The organism is Winogradskyella sp. PG-2, from assembly GCF_000828715.1.
In the GTDB taxonomy this organism is placed as follows: Bacteria; Bacteroidota; Bacteroidia; order Flavobacteriales; family Flavobacteriaceae; genus Winogradskyella.
Genome location: NZ_AP014583.1, coordinates 2,233,998 through 2,249,258, shown reverse-complemented (window position 1 = coordinate 2,249,258; position 15,261 = coordinate 2,233,998). Strand labels below are relative to the sequence as shown.

Below are 15,261 nucleotides of genomic sequence, written 5' to 3'. Positions count from 1 at the left end.
AAGTTTTGAATAAGATGTTTCATAGAAATTAGTGTTGTTAAAAAATGATGCCTAAAGTAGTAATTTTAGGATGTCTTTAACAGATTTTAATCAAAGTTTAACATGCATTTATCATTATCTGGAAGTAATAAAAAACTCTTATTTCTGTCTAGTAGTTTTAATCTTACAATGTTCTGCTGTTCTGGAAACATATCAAACAGAGTTCTGTTAACAACCTCTAATGATTTTACTTCAGAAATGTTTTCAATTTCTAAATAGCAATAAGTAATGTCATCCCTATATTCTTTACCTATAAACTTAAAACCAACCAAAGCACCATTGACATTAACCTTAAGCTTATCAGACAAATATCTATTCATGTATTTCTCTACAGTTTCTGACTCATCTTTTTCATTTAAAGTAATATCCTCATCATAACGCTTACGCAATAATTCTTCAAAGTCATTAATAAAAATCTGAGTTATAATTTGAAGAGATTGTTGCTCCTTAGCATATTCAATCTTCGTGACGCTCACATAATACTCGTGCTCAATAGTGTTAGAGACAAGTAACGGAGCTATTAAAAAAGCGATTATATATGGTAATGATTTCATATTATTTTTAGTTCTTATTGAAACAAATCCAAAAAGTATTCCAAAGTTAATCTTTAGTTAAGGATTTCCTATTTTCTTGATAAGCTTTAAGTTTTTGCTGTAAATATTCTAAGAGTTTTATTTCATTTTTTTCTTCACATAAACCAAGAAAGCTTTCGTCCTCTTGACAGAACAAAAAGTATTCGTTTTTCAAATTCTCTGCTAAGGTATCATTTTCAAAAATTATTGACTCATAATCGATTCTTAGTCGATTTATACATCTATCTCTATCATCTAAAGCTACAATGTCTTTAAGTTTTTTTGTTCTACCACTAATTCTATTTAATAGTTTATGAAAATTAAGTCCAAAACCTAGGCCTACATGTCCCCACGAACCACCATCAGCATCGTGTAGTTTCTGCTCATTTTGAGTAAGGGGTTTTTTTATATTTCCTGGAATACCTAAATCGTAAAAATTAACCTCTGTTTTTGCATCAGAATTTTCAAGATCAGACTTTAAACTTCCTGTCAATATTTTTCCTACAATAACTTCATTTAGCTCATTTATTTTTTCAATTAACAAGACATTAAAGCTACCTATATCCATTATAGATTGGGTAATGATATACTCTTGCAATTGGTATTTTAAGCCTGAAATCACTATTGTATCTGAAACTCTCGCTGGTATAACAAAACTACCATCTTCATTAGAAATAGTATATTTAGTTGCTGTTTTATTGAGTATGTGAAGCCCTTCTACTTCATCATTAGAAACCAATTGACCTTTTAATTCTTTGCGCTGAGCATTAAGAACCATTGTTGAGATAAAGACCATAAAAAACATAGAAGACTAATCTTTTTCACTCTCAAGTTTTAGATAGGATTTACTAAGCTGCGTAATACGTTCTAAAAACTGCATTTCTTTGTCTTTTTCTAACAAAGTTTCATCAATACCTTCTTTTTCAACATAATGAATAAATGCATCAACCTTATTAAGAGGAATATTAAAATTAGAGTGCATATAATTTACACTATACTGATCTAAGGCTTTTTTAAAAGGGGTTTTAGCAACTTCTTTTTCTTGTGTTGTATTATCCTTATCTCCATCAAAATCTACAATCTGACTTACCAAAAACCCTGCTAGATTAACTACATTAAGCATATTACCCATGGTAGGATTGTACTCATTAAATGCTAAATTATCTGCCTTTGTTTTATAATCTGGAGAAAATTCAAAATCACTAATATGATCTAAACCAAAATATACATCATCTAAACTTACATTATAGGTTCTTACATTCTCTAAATCAGCATCTAAATTACCTGTAAGACCAAACGGCAAGATTACAACTTCATCTAATTTATTAACTTCCTCAACTAATATAACGGTTAGTTGCTTAGACTTTATGACGTTTTCATTTATAGTTACTTTAAAGTCTTTGAACTGTAGCGCACCAAATTCTACAATATCATTTAATCCAACTTTTATTTCAAAATCGCCATTTTCGTCTGTTGTTGTTCCTTTATTAGATGAAGAATTGTATACTGTAACACCTTCTTTATCTTGAGTTGCAACAATTACTGAGCCTTTAATCTCTATTCTTTTAACATCTTGTGAGAAGGAAGCTATTGTAAATAAACCGAATACAAATAGTAAAGTTTTTTTCATACTTAAATTATTGTAATAAATTTCGGGTATATTCTTTAATTCTCATAACAATCTCTTGGTAAATGTTTGTTAAAACAAAAAACTAAAGTTTAAAAAAGTTTAACTTTCTTTGCATTAAAAAGAAAATTTAGCAGATGAGATCAGTCATAATTGCAAGCACATCAACCCTTCATGGAAGTGGACCTTTAGAATATCTTTTAGAAGAACTTAAGCTTCATTTTAAAAATATTGAAGACATTCTTTTTATTCCCTATGCAAGACCAGGAGGTATATCACACGATGATTACACCAAAAATGTTGCAAAAGCTTTTAATTCCATTGGAAAATCAGTAAAAGGTATTCACCAATTTGAAAACCCAAAAGATGCAATAAATAACGCCAAAGGTATCTTTGTTGGTGGTGGTAATACGTTTGTATTAGTCAACCAATTATATAAGAAAGATGTTTTAGTAGCAATTAAAGATGCTATTAATAATGGCACCCCATATTTAGGCACTAGTGCTGGTAGTAATATTTGTGGTTTAACCATGAATACAACTAATGATATGCCAATTACATATCCTCCTAGTTTTAAAACTTTGGGCTTAGTACCTTTTAATATAAATCCGCATTATTTAGATCCAATTGTTGGTAGTACACATATGGGTGAAACACGTGAAACACGTATTAAAGAATTCCATGCATTTAAGACTCAACCTGTAATTGGATTGCGAGAAGGTAGTTGGATAGAAATAAAAGATTATAAACTAACTCTAAAAGGGAAACTAGACGCTAGAATTTTTGAGTATAATAAAGATCCTTACGAAATAGAAACAAATTCTGAACTCAGTTTTTTAAAGTAAGATTTAAATATTTTTAAAGAAATGATAGCCCCAAATTTCGTAGCCTTCATTATAGTAAAATTTGTGAGACGGAAAGTTCTGCACATATGTATTTAACTCCATCGAATTACACCCTTTCTTTTTCACATATTCGTTAATCCAATTTATAAATTGTTTTCCAAGCCCTTTACTTCTATATTCTAGTTTAATATAAACATGATCTAATTCTACTGCCTTACCAACATAATGACGTGTGCAATACCATAATCCTGTAACGCCTATTAATTCATCAGTATCAAAAATACCTGCACATTCATAATTTTGATCTTTCATTTCATTAAATCGAGATTGAAGCAAATCTTTACTGACTTTTCCTTCATTTAATTCATACACTAAAGGTATGACATGATGTAAGTCATCATTGGGAATAATTCTAAAACTATAGTTCATATCTTATTAAGATTACGATAAAAATAAATCTTTTAGGCTGTTCTTCATAATTGAAAAAAATTAAAAATTTAGATTTTTTATTACAAAAGCCATGACTTTACAATAAATTTTGTGTCAAACTTTTGTAAATTGAATCCACTAATACAATCATTATGAGAAGAGGTAGCATTAAAATTCGAATTTTAATCTTTGTAGCAGTAGCTGCATTTGCATTCTTAAGAAAATGTAGTCAAGAAGAAGTTAACCCATATACAGGTAAGAAACAAGCCATTTCTTTATCGCCTCAAGAAGAAATAGCTATTGGTCTACAGAGTGCACCAGGAATGGCTCAGCAACATGGAGGTTTACATCCACGAAATGATTATCAGGCCTTAGTAGATGATATTGGTAATAAACTAGTTAATAGCAGTATCGCAAAGGACACTCCTTATAAATATGAATTTCATTTATTATTAGATGAAAATACCATCAATGCCTTTGCATTACCAGGAGGTCAGATCTTTATTACTTTCGCACTATTTTCTAAATTAGAAAACCAAGATCAACTTGCTGGTGTTCTAGGTCACGAAATTGGTCATGTACTAGGTAAACACTCTAACGAAAGAATTAGTAATGCTAACTTCTGGAAAGTATTAGCGATGGGAAGCTCAGCGATTGATATGGGAGGACTTGCACAACAATTTGGGCAAGGTCAATTATTAAAAAATGGTAGAGGTGACGAATTAGAGAGTGACGAACTTGGAGTATTATTAATGATGAAAGCAGGTTATAATCCTGAAGAAATGGTAGGTGTCATGGAAATTCTAAAAGCAGCTGCAGGTCCAAATCGTGTTCCTGAATTTCAGAGTTCACATCCTGATCCCGAAAATCGCATAGAAAAAATTAGAGAAGCTATTAAGAAATACAAAAACGCATCTTAAATAAGATGCGTTTTCTTGACTAACTAACTCAAATAATTGTCTACTCCTAGACATTCTTGTTTTTAAAACGTTTCAAGAACTGTGCCGCATCGTTAGCTTTCGCTTTTTTTGCGTGTCTTAAAGCGGTATATCCTTTATCACAAGGTGTATGAATTTCTGAACCTGCAGTTATTAAAACTTTTATAAGGTTTACTCTATTATATTTTGCTGCATAATGGATAGGTTGCATACCATTAGATTTGGCATTAACATTCGCACCAGCTGCAATAAGCTTATTTACTTCTTCAACATTTCCTTTTGCAACTGCTTTACATAAAGGACTAACTTCTACTGTTTTTACAATTGCTTCATTAACATCTGATGTTAAAACTTCATTTGATGCATTTAAATTACTAATTGAAAAGCCTAATGCTAAGGCTAAAACTACTACTGATTTTTTCATGATGAAAGATTTTAAAATTTAATTGATTTGTTTTTTGATATACTAAAGAGACGACATAACTTTTAAAGTGTTACACTAAAAAAAGTTATATAACATATTTTTAACGGTCTAGAAACAAATCTGTTAAGGCTTTCCCAAAAGTTTGTTCTTTGTTAACAGTATTATCCTTTAGATTTAAAATAGATATAATGCTTCAACTTTTTATGGTTTACAAATTTGTTATACTATAGTATATGTTATCTTTGAATACAATAAAATTTTTCAAATGAACAAGAAGGTTATTTTAATGATTTTAGATGGTTGGGGAAAATCACCTGACCCTAAAGTTTCTGCTATTGACAATGCTAAAACACCATATATTGACTCGCTTTATACAAAATACCCAAGTGCTAGTTTAAGAACCGATGGGCTTCATGTTGGTTTACCTGAAGGACAAATGGGTAATAGTGAAGTTGGACACATGAATTTAGGTGCTGGTAGAATCGTATATCAAGATTTAGTTAAAATAAATCTAGCTGTTAAAAACAAAACACTTCAAGAAGAGCAGGTTTTAAAAAATGCCTTTGAATATGCAAAGACAAATAACAAGAATGTTCATTTGTTAGGCTTAATAAGTGATGGAGGTGTTCACTCACACATCAACCATGTTTTTGGTTTAGTTAATGCTGCTAATGATTATGGCTTAGAAGATGTTTTTGTCCATGCTTTTACAGATGGTAGAGACGTAGATCCTAAATCGGGATATGGATTTATATCAGAATTAGAGGATCATTTAAATAAAACTACTGGTAAGTTAGCTACAGTTACTGGACGTTACTATGCGATGGACAGAGATAAACGTTGGGAACGTGTAAAATTAGCTTATGATGCATTAGTGGAAGGTAATGGAACTCACACGCAAAATATCCTAAAATCTATTCAGGATAATTATGAAAACGACATCACTGATGAATTTATAAAACCTCTAGTTAGTATCGATGAATATAAAAATCCAATAACAACTATTAAGGATGACGATGTGGTTATATTCTTCAATTTCAGAACTGATCGCGGACGTCAATTAACAGAAGCTTTATCACAGAAAGATTTTCATGAATACAACATGCACAAATTAAATCTTCATTATGTTACTTTAACTAATTATGACGATAATTTCAAAGGCATAAATGTAGTTTTTAATAAAGATAATTTATCTGAGACTTTGGGTGAAATTTTAGAAAAACATAATAAAAAACAAATACGTATTGCCGAAACTGAGAAGTATCCTCATGTTACATTTTTCTTTTCTGGAGGACAAGAAGCTCCATTTAAAGGTGAAACAAGGATTCTAAGAAACTCACCAAAAGTTGCTACCTATGATTTAAAACCAGAAATGAGTGCATTTGAATTAAAGGATGCATTAATTCCAGAACTTAAGAAAGGTGAAGTAGATTTTGTATGCCTCAACTTTGCTAATGGAGATATGGTTGGACATACAGGCTCAATGGAAGCAGCAATAAAAGCTTGTGAAGCAGTTGACACCTGTGTAACAGAGGTTATAGATACCGCATTAAAAAATGACTACACCACCATATTAATTGCAGATCACGGCAATTGTGAGACAATGGTAAATCCAGACGGATCACCTCATACAGCTCATACGACTAACCCAGTTCCTATTATATTAATAGATAAAGATTTAAAAACTATTAAAGATGGAATTTTAGGCGATATTGCTCCGACAGTTTTAAAATTAATCGGAGTACCACAACCAGAAAGTATGACACAACATAGTCTTATTTAAGGTAAGAATTTATTGTACCTTTACCTAATACTGAGTATAAAAAATGAATTTTCAGGACAGATTAATAATAGCAGTTGATTTTGATGGAACCATTGTAGAAGATGGTTATCCTGGAATTGGCAAAACACGCATTTTTGCATTTGAAACGCTTAAAAGACTGCAACAAGATGGTCATAGGCTAATCTTATGGACTTACAGAAGTGGTAACAAATTACAAGAAGCTGTAGATTTTTGCAAAGAAAACGGTATTGATTTTTATGCTGTAAATGCAAGCTTCCCTGAGGAAAAATTCGATGAATCTCGAAGTCGAAAAATCCACGCAGATCTTTTTATAGATGACCGTAATATTGGTGGTGTTCTTGGTTGGGGTGAAGTCTACCAAATGATTACCAATGAAGAACCTAATATTAATACTCCAAGGAAAAAGTGGTGGCAATTTTAATAGAATAGTCCAGTTTATCTCTTCTAACATTAAAACAAGATTAATCTAACTGTACTAAGAATTACATATCTTTGCGCATTAAAATTTTCAACAATGATTATTGTAAAAACCAAGGAAGAAATAGAACTAATGCGTCAAAGTGCACTTATTGTATCTAAAACTTTGGGCATGTTAGCTAAAGAAGTTAAAGAAGGTGTTACAACCAATCACTTAGACACAATTGCCGAAGAGTTTATTAGAGATCATGGTGCTTTACCAGGGTTTAAAGGTTTATACGATTGTCCTTCAACACTTTTATGTAGTGTTAATGAAGCTGTTGTTCACGGGCTTCCTACAGATGTACCTTTAAAAGATGGTGATATTGTATCTATCGATTGTGGTTCTTTAATGAACGGTTTTTACGGAGATCATGCCTATACTTATGAAATTGGAAATGTAGCTGAAGAGACAAAAAAATTAATTCAAGTTACTAAGGAGTCGCTTTACGTAGGAATCAATCAATTGAAAGTTGGAAATCGTGTTGGTGATGTCGGTTATGCTATACAACAATATTGTGAAAAAGAAGGATATGGTGTTGTTAGAGAATTAGTTGGTCATGGCTTAGGTCGTAAGATGCATGAAGATCCTGAAATGCCAAACTATGGAAGACGTGGAAGAGGCAAGAAATTTATTGAAGGTATGGTTGTTGCCATTGAGCCAATGATAAATATGGGAACTCACAAAGTAAAACAACTAAAAGATGGTTGGACTATAGTTACACAAGACGGAAAACCTAGTGTTCATTTTGAACATGATATTGCTATTGTAGATGGCAAGCCAGAGATTTTATCGACATTTGCATATGTTCATGAAGCCTTAGGGATAACTTCTGATGAAGAGGATGCATTTCGACAAAAGGCTTTAGTGCTTTAAGATGAAATCAGTTTTTAAGTTTTTTCTAAACCTCATACCTAGGCCAATTCTAATAAGGCTTAGTTATATTATTAGACCTTTATTAGCATTCTTTTTAAAAGGAAAGACCTATACAGATCCTATTGACAATAAAAGTTTCAAAACATTTTTACCTTACGGATACGAGAAACAAAGGCCAAATATTCTCTCACCATCTACGCTATCATTAGAGCGACACCGATTACTTTGGTTATACTTAAAAAATGAAACTGATTTTTTTTCTGCCGAAAAAAAAATATTACACTTTGCACCAGAACAATGTTTTCTTAAGCGTTTTAAACAGTTAAATAACTTAGACTATACCACAACAGATTTATTATCACCAATCGCTGATGTTAAAGCCGATATTTGTGATTTGCCTTTTGAAGATAACAGTTATGATATTATTCTTTGCAATCATGTACTAGAACATATACCTGATGACACTAAAGCTATGCAAGAATTATATCGTGTTATGAAACCAGGTGGCTATGGAATTTTTCAAATTCCTCAAGATTTAAATCGTGAAACAACTTTTGAGGACGATACAATAACTGATAAAGCAGAACGCGCAAAAATATTTGGTCAATACGACCACGTTAGAGTTTATGGACGCGATTATTTTGACAAGTTACGTTCAATAGGTTTTAAAGTTAAAAAAGTAGACTACACATCTCGTCTTACAGATTCTCAAATTAACGAATACCGATTAGCAAAAGGAGAAATAATTCCAGTAGTCTTTAAATAAAAAAAGCTGCACCAAACGAACAAGGCACAACTTTTTTTATAAATAGTAGTTAATAGCACTTATAAGACACTGCTATTTTTGATAGGTCACATTTATTATTCAGGAAAATCATTTAAGTTCAAAGTTTGCAAATTCTTAGCTTCATCTTCATAGATAAAATAAGCTTTCAATTCTGGATGTGAATTTAAAAACCAAGTCACTCTTTCAATTCCCATAGCCTGAAATGCCGTTGCATATCCATCTGCGGTCGTACAATCTGGCGCAATAACAGAAACACTCAATATACTTGTTTTAGTAGGATAACCTGTTTTTGTATTGATGATGTGTGCATAACGATTTCCATTTTTATCAATTTTAAATTTACGATAAGTGCCAGAAGTCGCCATTGCTTCATCTTTTAACTCTATTGCTTTATAAACTGATTGTCCACCATCAAAACGTGGCTCGTCTAGTCCAATACGCCAAGGTGAATTCTTTTCAATATTTTCACCTTTAACTCTTACCTCTCCTCCAATTTCGACCAAATAATTATTAACTGCTTTAGTTTCTAAAAATTCGGTAATTACATCTACACCATAGCCTTTAGCTATAGCATTAAATTCTATGTAAGCTTCTTTTGGCTTCTTTATTTTATTACCTATCAAACCTATGCGATTTAACCCAACAAATTTCATAAGACTATCAATAATGGTGCTATCTGTTAAAAATTTATTTTCCTCAGCACCAAAATTCCAAGCATTTACAACGTTACCTATAGATGGATCAAAAGCACCTTCAGAATTTCTGTAGACTTCTTTTGACGCCTTAAGCACGCGTTTAAAATGTTTGTCAACCTCAACATCCTCATTTCTATTTAGTTTAGAAATATCTGAATCTTCAATATAAGTTGACATAGATTGATTAATAACATTAAACAAACTATCAAATTGTTGGTTGTGGTTTTCTTGACCTAAATAAATCACAGAGTAAGTAGTTCCAAAAACAACTCCAGATACTTTTATTGTTTTTGGTTCACTAGTGCAGTTAAAAACGAAAGTTAATAGAAGAACTAATAAAGTAATTCTAATTATTTGCAATTTTTTTAATGTAGTGTAATTATTCATTGATTGCTACTTTTTTGTGAATTGATATAAGTTCACCTCTTTCTGTGAAGCCATTAACTTGTATTATAAAGGTATTTAAATTAATTCAAATTCATTTCAATAACTTGGATACCATTATACTCAATTAGATATTCTTCATCTAAATAGATTGGAAAATCTTCACCTTTAGGATTACCTAGACCAACTCCAGCATACAAAACTTTAGCGTCCTTTTCGTAAGCATGTTTCTTAAAAGTTTCCATCCAAACAACATCATAATTGTTAGGATTTTCGGGAAGTATGACTGCTCTTACTACAACAAAAAAGTATTGGCTGTTTTTATCAATGCAAACAAATTGAGGATGTCTCTTTAACTTGCTATTAATGGCTACAAACTCAAAACCACGAGCTTCTAAATCTTTGCCTACATGATTCATTGCAAGATTATGTACTTCTTGTGGAGATAAAGGTTTACTCATTTAACAAAGATACGAAGAAGCTACTTAAAACGAACAAATTTCGCGCTGCCGAACGTGTAGTTTGAAACAGGAATAACGGCATCATTTTTTAATTGATACCAAGGAGAAATAATATCGTCTTCAAGATTTTTAACCAAGTGTACACTCTGTGCTGGTGTATTACCTTGAAATAATAAGAATAGCTTTTCTCCTTTATCATTAACAACCTCATCAGTAATCATAACAATATGACCAGGTGAACCACCTTTAATAAGCATATCACCAATTTTTAAATCTTTAGCATCAATGGATTTTAGTTCATTAAAAAGTGATAATGTACCTGAATACATGTAGATTAAATTTATGTACTTATAGAAATTTTCTTTTGAAGTGTTGGCAGTAGCAGTTTTATGAAATGTTACTTTGCTACCATTAATTTTAGGACGATATCCTTCAGCATATTTAAACCATGAACAATAATGACCAGAAGTGAACTTGAAACCAATTTCTTCTTTTCTATCGTTATCCCAAAGGTATTCACTTCTAATTCTAATTAATGCATCTGCACATTGTTGCAGTCCATTTTTAGGCACAGAGATTTCTAAAACACCTATATGGCCTCTTTGCCAATAATATTCTGAATTATCATAGTTTATAATTTTACTTCCGAAGGGTTTTAGTTTGTAGTTTCTGAGATAGTTTTCAAAACTTCCTTTCCTATAGTCTATGCGTTTGTAACCTTCAGGAGCATTAACTCTAGATCTTATGGTTAGGCTATCCTTATTTATTAAAATTGGCTTTTCAATTACAACATTAGCCAACTCTGCCACTTTTTTTTCTTGTAGAAAATAGTATCCAAAACATATAGCTAAGACAAATAAACCAGATATACCTAATATTTTTTTCATATCGTCTAAAACGCTAAAATTTATTGTTTTCGTATTTAATTTTTATTTTTACTATCAATGAAACATCATCCTTTATCTAAAAGTCTAGGTCTTTTTTTAGGACCTCTACTATTTTTAATTCTTCAAATTTCGTCTTTAGAACTTATTTCAGATAAAGCTGATGCCGTTATCGCGACGGCTCTATGGATGGTTATCTGGTGGATTACCGAAGCTGTTTCTATATCAGTAACATCATTGCTTCCTTTATTACTATTCCCATTATTTAAAGTGATGCCTATAGCTGATGTTGGTGCAAATTACGGAAGTCCAATAGTTTTTCTGTTTTTTGGTGGTTTTGTTTTGGCGTTAGCATTAGAGAAAGTGAATCTTCATAAACGTATTGCACTTAGTATTATAAAGTTAACAGGCACCACACCAAATAAAGTTATTCTTGGGTTTATGATTGCTACTGCTTTTATGAGCATGTGGATTAGTAATACGGCGAGTACAGTTGTTATGCTTCCTATAGCTATGTCAGTTATTAACTTACTGATAAGTGATGAAGATGGTTTTACCAAAAAAGATCAAAATTTTGCGCTTAGTGTGATGCTTGGTATTGCATTTTCAGCAAATGCTGGTGGTATTGCCACTGTGATCGGCACACCTCCAAATTCTGTTCTTATTGGTCTTTTAGAAAATGAGTATAGCATTGAAATTTCGTTTTTAAATTGGATGCTGATTGGACTTCCGTTCTCTGCGACTTTAATTACCATTATATATTTTGTTTTAATTAAGTTATTTCCAAATAAAGATTTAGTTTTTGATGCTTCAAATACAGTAATAAAAGACGAATTAAATAAGTTAGGTAAGATCTCACCCAAAGAAAAACAAGTGCTTCTAACGTTTGCAATTATTGTGTCGCTTTGGATTTTTAGAACAATAATTAATAATATTTTTCCAAATTTAGGTTTAACAGATACTATGATTAGTATTTTGGGAGCATTAGCACTATTTACTATTCCCCACAACCTAAAACAAGGTGATTTTATCCTAGAATGGAAGGATACTCAAAAGTTAGCTTGGGGAATTTTAATCCTTTTTGGAGGTGGTTTGGCACTTGCCAAAGGTATGTCAGCTAGCGGAATTGTAGATATTGTTGCAACTACAATTTCTAATAGTGAAATCAGTATTTTATTTACAGAATCTTTGCTTATCATATTAATGCTGTTTATGACTGAATTAATGAGCAACGTAGCACTTACAGCAGTACTTGCCCCTGTTGTTGCAGGTATAGCAATCGGTCTAGAAATTCCTATACTATACCTACTTATTCCTGTAACCATGGCTAGTAGTTGTGCTTTTATGCTGCCTATGGCTACGCCTCCTAATGCCATAGTTTTTGCAAGTGGTTTTGTTAAGGTACATCAAATGGCTCGTGTTGGCATTATTTTAAATTTAATTGCTGTAGCATTACTTATTCTTATGTTTCAATTTTTTATTCCTCTTGTATTTTAAAATTAGAATCTATTGAAAAATATTATTGTCATTTTACTTTTAGGTGTCTTCGTTTTGGGTTGCAAGAAAAGTAATGATTTACCTGACCCACTGGAGGCTGGCTGGAATGGACAATCTGTTTGCGAAGTACTAGAAGATAATCAAGAGCTAAGAGTACTAAAATGTACTTTTGCACCTAATATTGGTCATCAAAAACACCATCATAATCCCATTTTGGTTATACACTAGCTGGTGGAAAATTTAGAATCACAGATACTACTGGAACAAGAGAAGTAGATGTACCGACTGGATATAGCTTTAGTAATGAAGAAATCACCTCACATCAGGTTTTAAATATTGGAGAAACCACTGCTGTATTTTTGATTATGGAATATAAGTAATACAAAAAGCCAACTCAATTGAGTTGGCTTTTTTAATCTATGTAAATCTTAGTGTTTATCCACCAAAATCATCAAATCTAATATGCTCATCTGGGATGCCAAAATCCTCACCCATTTTTTGAACCGCCTGATTCATTAATGGTGGTCCACAGAAGTATAATTCTATATCTTCTGGTGACTCGTGATTAGATAAATATTGATCTATTACCACTTGATGAATAAAGCCTACGAATCCGTCTCCAGCTTCATCATTAATATCTGTTTTCACTTTCCAATTATCTTGCTCAAGTGGTTCTGATAAAGCCAAGTAGAATTTAAAGTTAGGAAAATCCTTTTCTAAGGCTCTAAAGTAATGGATATAGAAAAGTTCAGCTTTAGAACGTCCTCCATACCAATATGTTACTTTACGACCTGTTTTTAATGTTCTAAATAATTCATATAAATGTGAACGCATTGGAGCCATACCAGCACCACCACCAACATATAACATTTCAGAGTCAGATTCATTAATAAAGAACTCTCCATAAGGTCCAGAGATTGTTACTTTATCACCTACTTTCTGATTGAATATATAAGACGAAGCAATACCTGGGTTTACGTTCATCCATCCGCCTTTTGCTCTATCAAAAGGTGGTGTAGCGATGCGAACGTTAAGCATAATCTCACGTCCTTCAGCTGGGTAAGAAGCCATAGAATAAGCGCGCTCAACAGTTTCAGAATTCTTCATGACTAGAGGCCATAATCCAAATTTCTCCCAATCTGATTTAAATTTATCTGGCTCACCTGGATGATCTGTAGGATGTGCTGTAACGTCCATTTCAGCATATTTAATCTCGCATTCAGGAATTTCTATCTGAATATAACCACCTGCTTTGTAGCCCATATCTTCTGGGATTTCTACAATAAATTCTTTAATAAATGTTGCTACATTATAGTTAGAAACTACTGTTGCTTCCCATTTTTTAATCCCAAAAATCTCTTCAGGAATGGTAATCTCCATATCCTGCTTTACTTTTACTTGACAAGATAATCGTGCACCATGTGCTAATTCTTTTCTAGAAAAGTGAGGAGTCTCTGTTGGCAGTGCTTCACCTCCACCAGACAGTACATGACATTCACATTGAATACATGTTCCACCACCACCACATGCAGATGGTAAGAAAATTTTATTTCCACCTAAGGTAGATAGTAAAGTACTTCCTGAGGCTACCTCAATTTCACGTTCACCATTAATCAAAATCTTAACAGGACCTGATGGTGATAATTTTTGCTTTACAAATAATAACAAAGCAACTAATAATAATGTTACTACTAAAAAAGCAGCTACTGTTGCAACTATAGTTCCGATTGTACTTGCGGCTAATATCATCATACTAATCAATTACTTGTTTGTATTTTCAGCTATCTCTAAGTTAGACTTATATTTAGCTTCTTCTTGTTTAATATCTTCTTTTATTATTTCAATAGCAGTTGAATTATCTTCAGGCTTTGTTTCTTCGTCTCCGCCTGTCAACATACCTCCAAAACTCATAAACCCAATAGCCATTAGACCTGTAATAATAAATGTAATACCCAAACCTCTTAAAGCTGGTGGCACATTACTATATCTGATTTTTTCTCTTATAGCTGCAATTGCTAAAATGGCTAAGAACCATCCGATACCAGATCCAATTCCATAGTTTAAAGCTAATCCTAAAGTTTCTATTTCTCTAGATTGCATAAATAATGAACCACCTAATATGGCACAGTTTACAGCAATTAATGGTAAAAAGATACCTAATGAGTTATATAACGATGGTGAGAATTTCTCAACTATTATTTCTACCAATTGAACCATAGTTGCAATGGTAGCAATAAACATAATAAACGACAAGAAGCTTAAATCATAACCAGCATAGTCATCACCTAACCAAGATAATGCTCCTGGTTGTAATATATATTGATCTAACAGCCAGTTTAAAGGCACGGTAATCGCTAAAACGAATATTACGGCAGCACCTAAACCAACAGCTGTTGATACTTTTTTGGATACAGCTAGGTAAGAACACATTCCTAAGAATGTGGCAAATACCATGTTATCTATAAATATCGATTTAAAAAATAATTCTATATGTTCCATATATTTTTAGTTTGAGATTCTGATATAAGTTCAGAATGACAAT

General features: G+C 32.0%; 18 protein-coding genes. 8 read left to right on the top strand and 10 right to left on the bottom strand.

The window, feature by feature from the left end:
* Nucleotides 1-86: 86 nt before the first annotated feature.
* The 3 genes from WPG_RS09950 to WPG_RS09940 are packed head-to-tail and all read right to left on the bottom strand — an operon-like array spanning nucleotide 87 to nucleotide 2,241.
* Nucleotides 87-593 (bottom strand): DUF6702 family protein, encoded by a 507-nt coding sequence (locus tag WPG_RS09950; protein WP_045472008.1) that lies wholly within the window; start codon nucleotides 591-593, stop codon nucleotides 87-89.
* Between the two features lie 46 nt (nucleotides 594-639).
* Entirely contained in the window at nucleotides 640-1,407 is a 768-nt protein-coding gene (locus WPG_RS09945; protein ID WP_144374448.1) for a hypothetical protein, read from the bottom strand.
* A gap of 15 nt (nucleotides 1,408-1,422) precedes the next feature.
* On the bottom strand, nucleotides 1,423-2,241 hold the full coding sequence (locus tag WPG_RS09940) for a carboxypeptidase-like regulatory domain-containing protein (RefSeq protein WP_045472003.1): 819 nt from the start codon (nucleotides 2,239-2,241) through the stop codon (nucleotides 1,423-1,425).
* Between the two features lie 134 nt (nucleotides 2,242-2,375).
* On the opposite strand from WPG_RS09940, the gene pepE reads away from it, so the two are divergent.
* Nucleotides 2,376-3,083 (top strand): dipeptidase PepE, encoded by a 708-nt coding sequence (gene pepE / locus WPG_RS09935; RefSeq protein WP_045472001.1) that lies wholly within the window; start codon nucleotides 2,376-2,378, stop codon nucleotides 3,081-3,083.
* A gap of 3 nt (nucleotides 3,084-3,086) precedes the next feature.
* Here pepE and WPG_RS09930 read toward each other — a convergent pair whose 3' ends face one another.
* Entirely contained in the window at nucleotides 3,087-3,512 is a 426-nt protein-coding gene (locus tag WPG_RS09930; RefSeq protein ID WP_045471998.1) for a GNAT family N-acetyltransferase, read from the bottom strand.
* Nucleotides 3,513-3,664: 152 nt separating this feature from the next.
* Between WPG_RS09930 and WPG_RS09925 the strand changes: the two genes are divergently transcribed.
* On the top strand, nucleotides 3,665-4,432 hold the full coding sequence (locus tag WPG_RS09925; RefSeq protein WP_045471995.1) for a M48 family metallopeptidase: 768 nt from the start codon (nucleotides 3,665-3,667) through the stop codon (nucleotides 4,430-4,432).
* A 46-nt stretch (nucleotides 4,433-4,478) separates the two neighbouring features.
* Here the strand turns inward: WPG_RS09925 and WPG_RS09920 are convergent, their stop codons facing one another.
* Nucleotides 4,479-4,874 carry an ankyrin repeat domain-containing protein gene (locus WPG_RS09920; RefSeq protein WP_045471992.1) on the bottom strand — a complete coding sequence of 132 codons (396 nt, stop codon included), beginning with the start codon at nucleotides 4,872-4,874 and terminating at the stop codon, nucleotides 4,479-4,481.
* A gap of 265 nt (nucleotides 4,875-5,139) precedes the next feature.
* Between WPG_RS09920 and gpmI the strand changes: the two genes are divergently transcribed.
* From gpmI to WPG_RS09900, 4 genes are all read left to right on the top strand, one after another.
* A complete protein-coding gene (gene gpmI, locus WPG_RS09915; RefSeq protein ID WP_045471989.1) occupies nucleotides 5,140-6,657 on the top strand; it encodes a 2,3-bisphosphoglycerate-independent phosphoglycerate mutase in 1,518 nt (505 codons plus the stop codon).
* Nucleotides 6,658-6,700: 43 nt separating this feature from the next.
* The gene (locus tag WPG_RS09910; protein ID WP_045471986.1) at nucleotides 6,701-7,099 is read left to right on the top strand and encodes a BT0820 family HAD-type phosphatase; all 399 of its coding nucleotides are present in this window, start codon (nucleotides 6,701-6,703) and stop codon (nucleotides 7,097-7,099) included.
* A 93-nt stretch (nucleotides 7,100-7,192) separates the two neighbouring features.
* Nucleotides 7,193-8,011 carry a type I methionyl aminopeptidase gene (map, locus tag WPG_RS09905; protein ID WP_045471983.1) on the top strand — a complete coding sequence of 273 codons (819 nt, stop codon included), beginning with the start codon at nucleotides 7,193-7,195 and terminating at the stop codon, nucleotides 8,009-8,011.
* A gap of 1 nt (nucleotide 8,012) precedes the next feature.
* A complete protein-coding gene (locus WPG_RS09900) occupies nucleotides 8,013-8,777 on the top strand; it encodes a class I SAM-dependent methyltransferase (RefSeq protein ID WP_045471980.1) in 765 nt (254 codons plus the stop codon).
* 95 nt (nucleotides 8,778-8,872) lie between these two features.
* On the opposite strand, the gene WPG_RS09895 is transcribed toward WPG_RS09900, so the two are convergent.
* From WPG_RS09895 to WPG_RS09885, 3 genes are all read right to left on the bottom strand, one after another.
* On the bottom strand, nucleotides 8,873-9,880 hold the full coding sequence (locus tag WPG_RS09895) for an FAD:protein FMN transferase (protein ID WP_045471977.1): 1,008 nt from the start codon (nucleotides 9,878-9,880) through the stop codon (nucleotides 8,873-8,875).
* Between the two features lie 80 nt (nucleotides 9,881-9,960).
* Entirely contained in the window at nucleotides 9,961-10,338 is a 378-nt protein-coding gene (locus tag WPG_RS09890; protein WP_045471973.1) for a hypothetical protein, read from the bottom strand.
* Nucleotides 10,339-10,358: 20 nt separating this feature from the next.
* Complete coding sequence (locus tag WPG_RS09885; protein ID WP_045471970.1) at nucleotides 10,359-11,225, bottom strand: DUF4846 domain-containing protein; 867 nt, start codon at nucleotides 11,223-11,225, stop codon at nucleotides 10,359-10,361.
* A gap of 57 nt (nucleotides 11,226-11,282) precedes the next feature.
* Here WPG_RS09885 and WPG_RS09880 point away from each other — a divergent pair, with 57 nt between their 5' ends.
* Entirely contained in the window at nucleotides 11,283-12,719 is a 1,437-nt protein-coding gene (locus WPG_RS09880) for an SLC13 family permease (RefSeq protein WP_045471967.1), read from the top strand.
* 54 nt (nucleotides 12,720-12,773) lie between these two features.
* Nucleotides 12,774-12,947, top strand: coding sequence for a hypothetical protein (locus WPG_RS09875; RefSeq protein WP_171817172.1), 174 nt, complete (start codon nucleotides 12,774-12,776; stop codon nucleotides 12,945-12,947).
* Between the two features lie 207 nt (nucleotides 12,948-13,154).
* Here the strand turns inward: WPG_RS09875 and nqrF are convergent, their stop codons facing one another.
* Together nqrF and nqrE are read right to left on the bottom strand one after the other, a co-directional pair.
* Nucleotides 13,155-14,468 (bottom strand): NADH:ubiquinone reductase (Na(+)-transporting) subunit F, encoded by a 1,314-nt coding sequence (gene nqrF, locus WPG_RS09870; protein ID WP_045471962.1) that lies wholly within the window; start codon nucleotides 14,466-14,468, stop codon nucleotides 13,155-13,157.
* A 12-nt stretch (nucleotides 14,469-14,480) separates the two neighbouring features.
* Complete coding sequence (nqrE, locus tag WPG_RS09865) at nucleotides 14,481-15,218, bottom strand: NADH:ubiquinone reductase (Na(+)-transporting) subunit E (RefSeq protein WP_084221560.1); 738 nt, start codon at nucleotides 15,216-15,218, stop codon at nucleotides 14,481-14,483.
* Nucleotides 15,219-15,261: the final 43 nt, after the last annotated feature.

Excerpts from the sequence above, each read along its gene's own strand:
- WPG_RS09910 (WP_045471986.1), top strand. The coding sequence starts at position 6,701 with ATGAATTTTCAGGACAGATTAATAATAGCAGTTGATTTTGATGGAACC.
- WPG_RS09920 (WP_045471992.1), bottom strand. The coding sequence starts at position 4,874 with ATGAAAAAATCAGTAGTAGTTTTAGCCTTAGCATTAGGCTTTTCAATT.
- WPG_RS09940 (WP_045472003.1), bottom strand. The coding sequence starts at position 2,241 with ATGAAAAAAACTTTACTATTTGTATTCGGTTTATTTACAATAGCTTCC.
- map (WP_045471983.1), top strand. The coding sequence starts at position 7,193 with ATGATTATTGTAAAAACCAAGGAAGAAATAGAACTAATGCGTCAAAGT.
- nqrE (WP_084221560.1), bottom strand. The coding sequence starts at position 15,218 with ATGGAACATATAGAATTATTTTTTAAATCGATATTTATAGATAACATG.
- WPG_RS09945 (WP_144374448.1), bottom strand. The coding sequence starts at position 1,407 with ATGGTCTTTATCTCAACAATGGTTCTTAATGCTCAGCGCAAAGAATTA.
- pepE (WP_045472001.1), top strand. The coding sequence starts at position 2,376 with ATGAGATCAGTCATAATTGCAAGCACATCAACCCTTCATGGAAGTGGA.
- WPG_RS09880 (WP_045471967.1), top strand. The coding sequence starts at position 11,283 with ATGAAACATCATCCTTTATCTAAAAGTCTAGGTCTTTTTTTAGGACCT.
- WPG_RS09950 (WP_045472008.1), bottom strand. The coding sequence starts at position 593 with ATGAAATCATTACCATATATAATCGCTTTTTTAATAGCTCCGTTACTT.
- WPG_RS09925 (WP_045471995.1), top strand. The coding sequence starts at position 3,665 with ATGAGAAGAGGTAGCATTAAAATTCGAATTTTAATCTTTGTAGCAGTA.
- WPG_RS09895 (WP_045471977.1), bottom strand. The coding sequence starts at position 9,880 with ATGAATAATTACACTACATTAAAAAAATTGCAAATAATTAGAATTACT.
- WPG_RS09930 (WP_045471998.1), bottom strand. The coding sequence starts at position 3,512 with ATGAACTATAGTTTTAGAATTATTCCCAATGATGACTTACATCATGTC.
- WPG_RS09900 (WP_045471980.1), top strand. The coding sequence starts at position 8,013 with ATGAAATCAGTTTTTAAGTTTTTTCTAAACCTCATACCTAGGCCAATT.
- WPG_RS09885 (WP_045471970.1), bottom strand. The coding sequence starts at position 11,225 with ATGAAAAAAATATTAGGTATATCTGGTTTATTTGTCTTAGCTATATGT.
- nqrF (WP_045471962.1), bottom strand. The coding sequence starts at position 14,468 with ATGATATTAGCCGCAAGTACAATCGGAACTATAGTTGCAACAGTAGCT.
- WPG_RS09890 (WP_045471973.1), bottom strand. The coding sequence starts at position 10,338 with ATGAGTAAACCTTTATCTCCACAAGAAGTACATAATCTTGCAATGAAT.
- gpmI (WP_045471989.1), top strand. The coding sequence starts at position 5,140 with ATGAACAAGAAGGTTATTTTAATGATTTTAGATGGTTGGGGAAAATCA.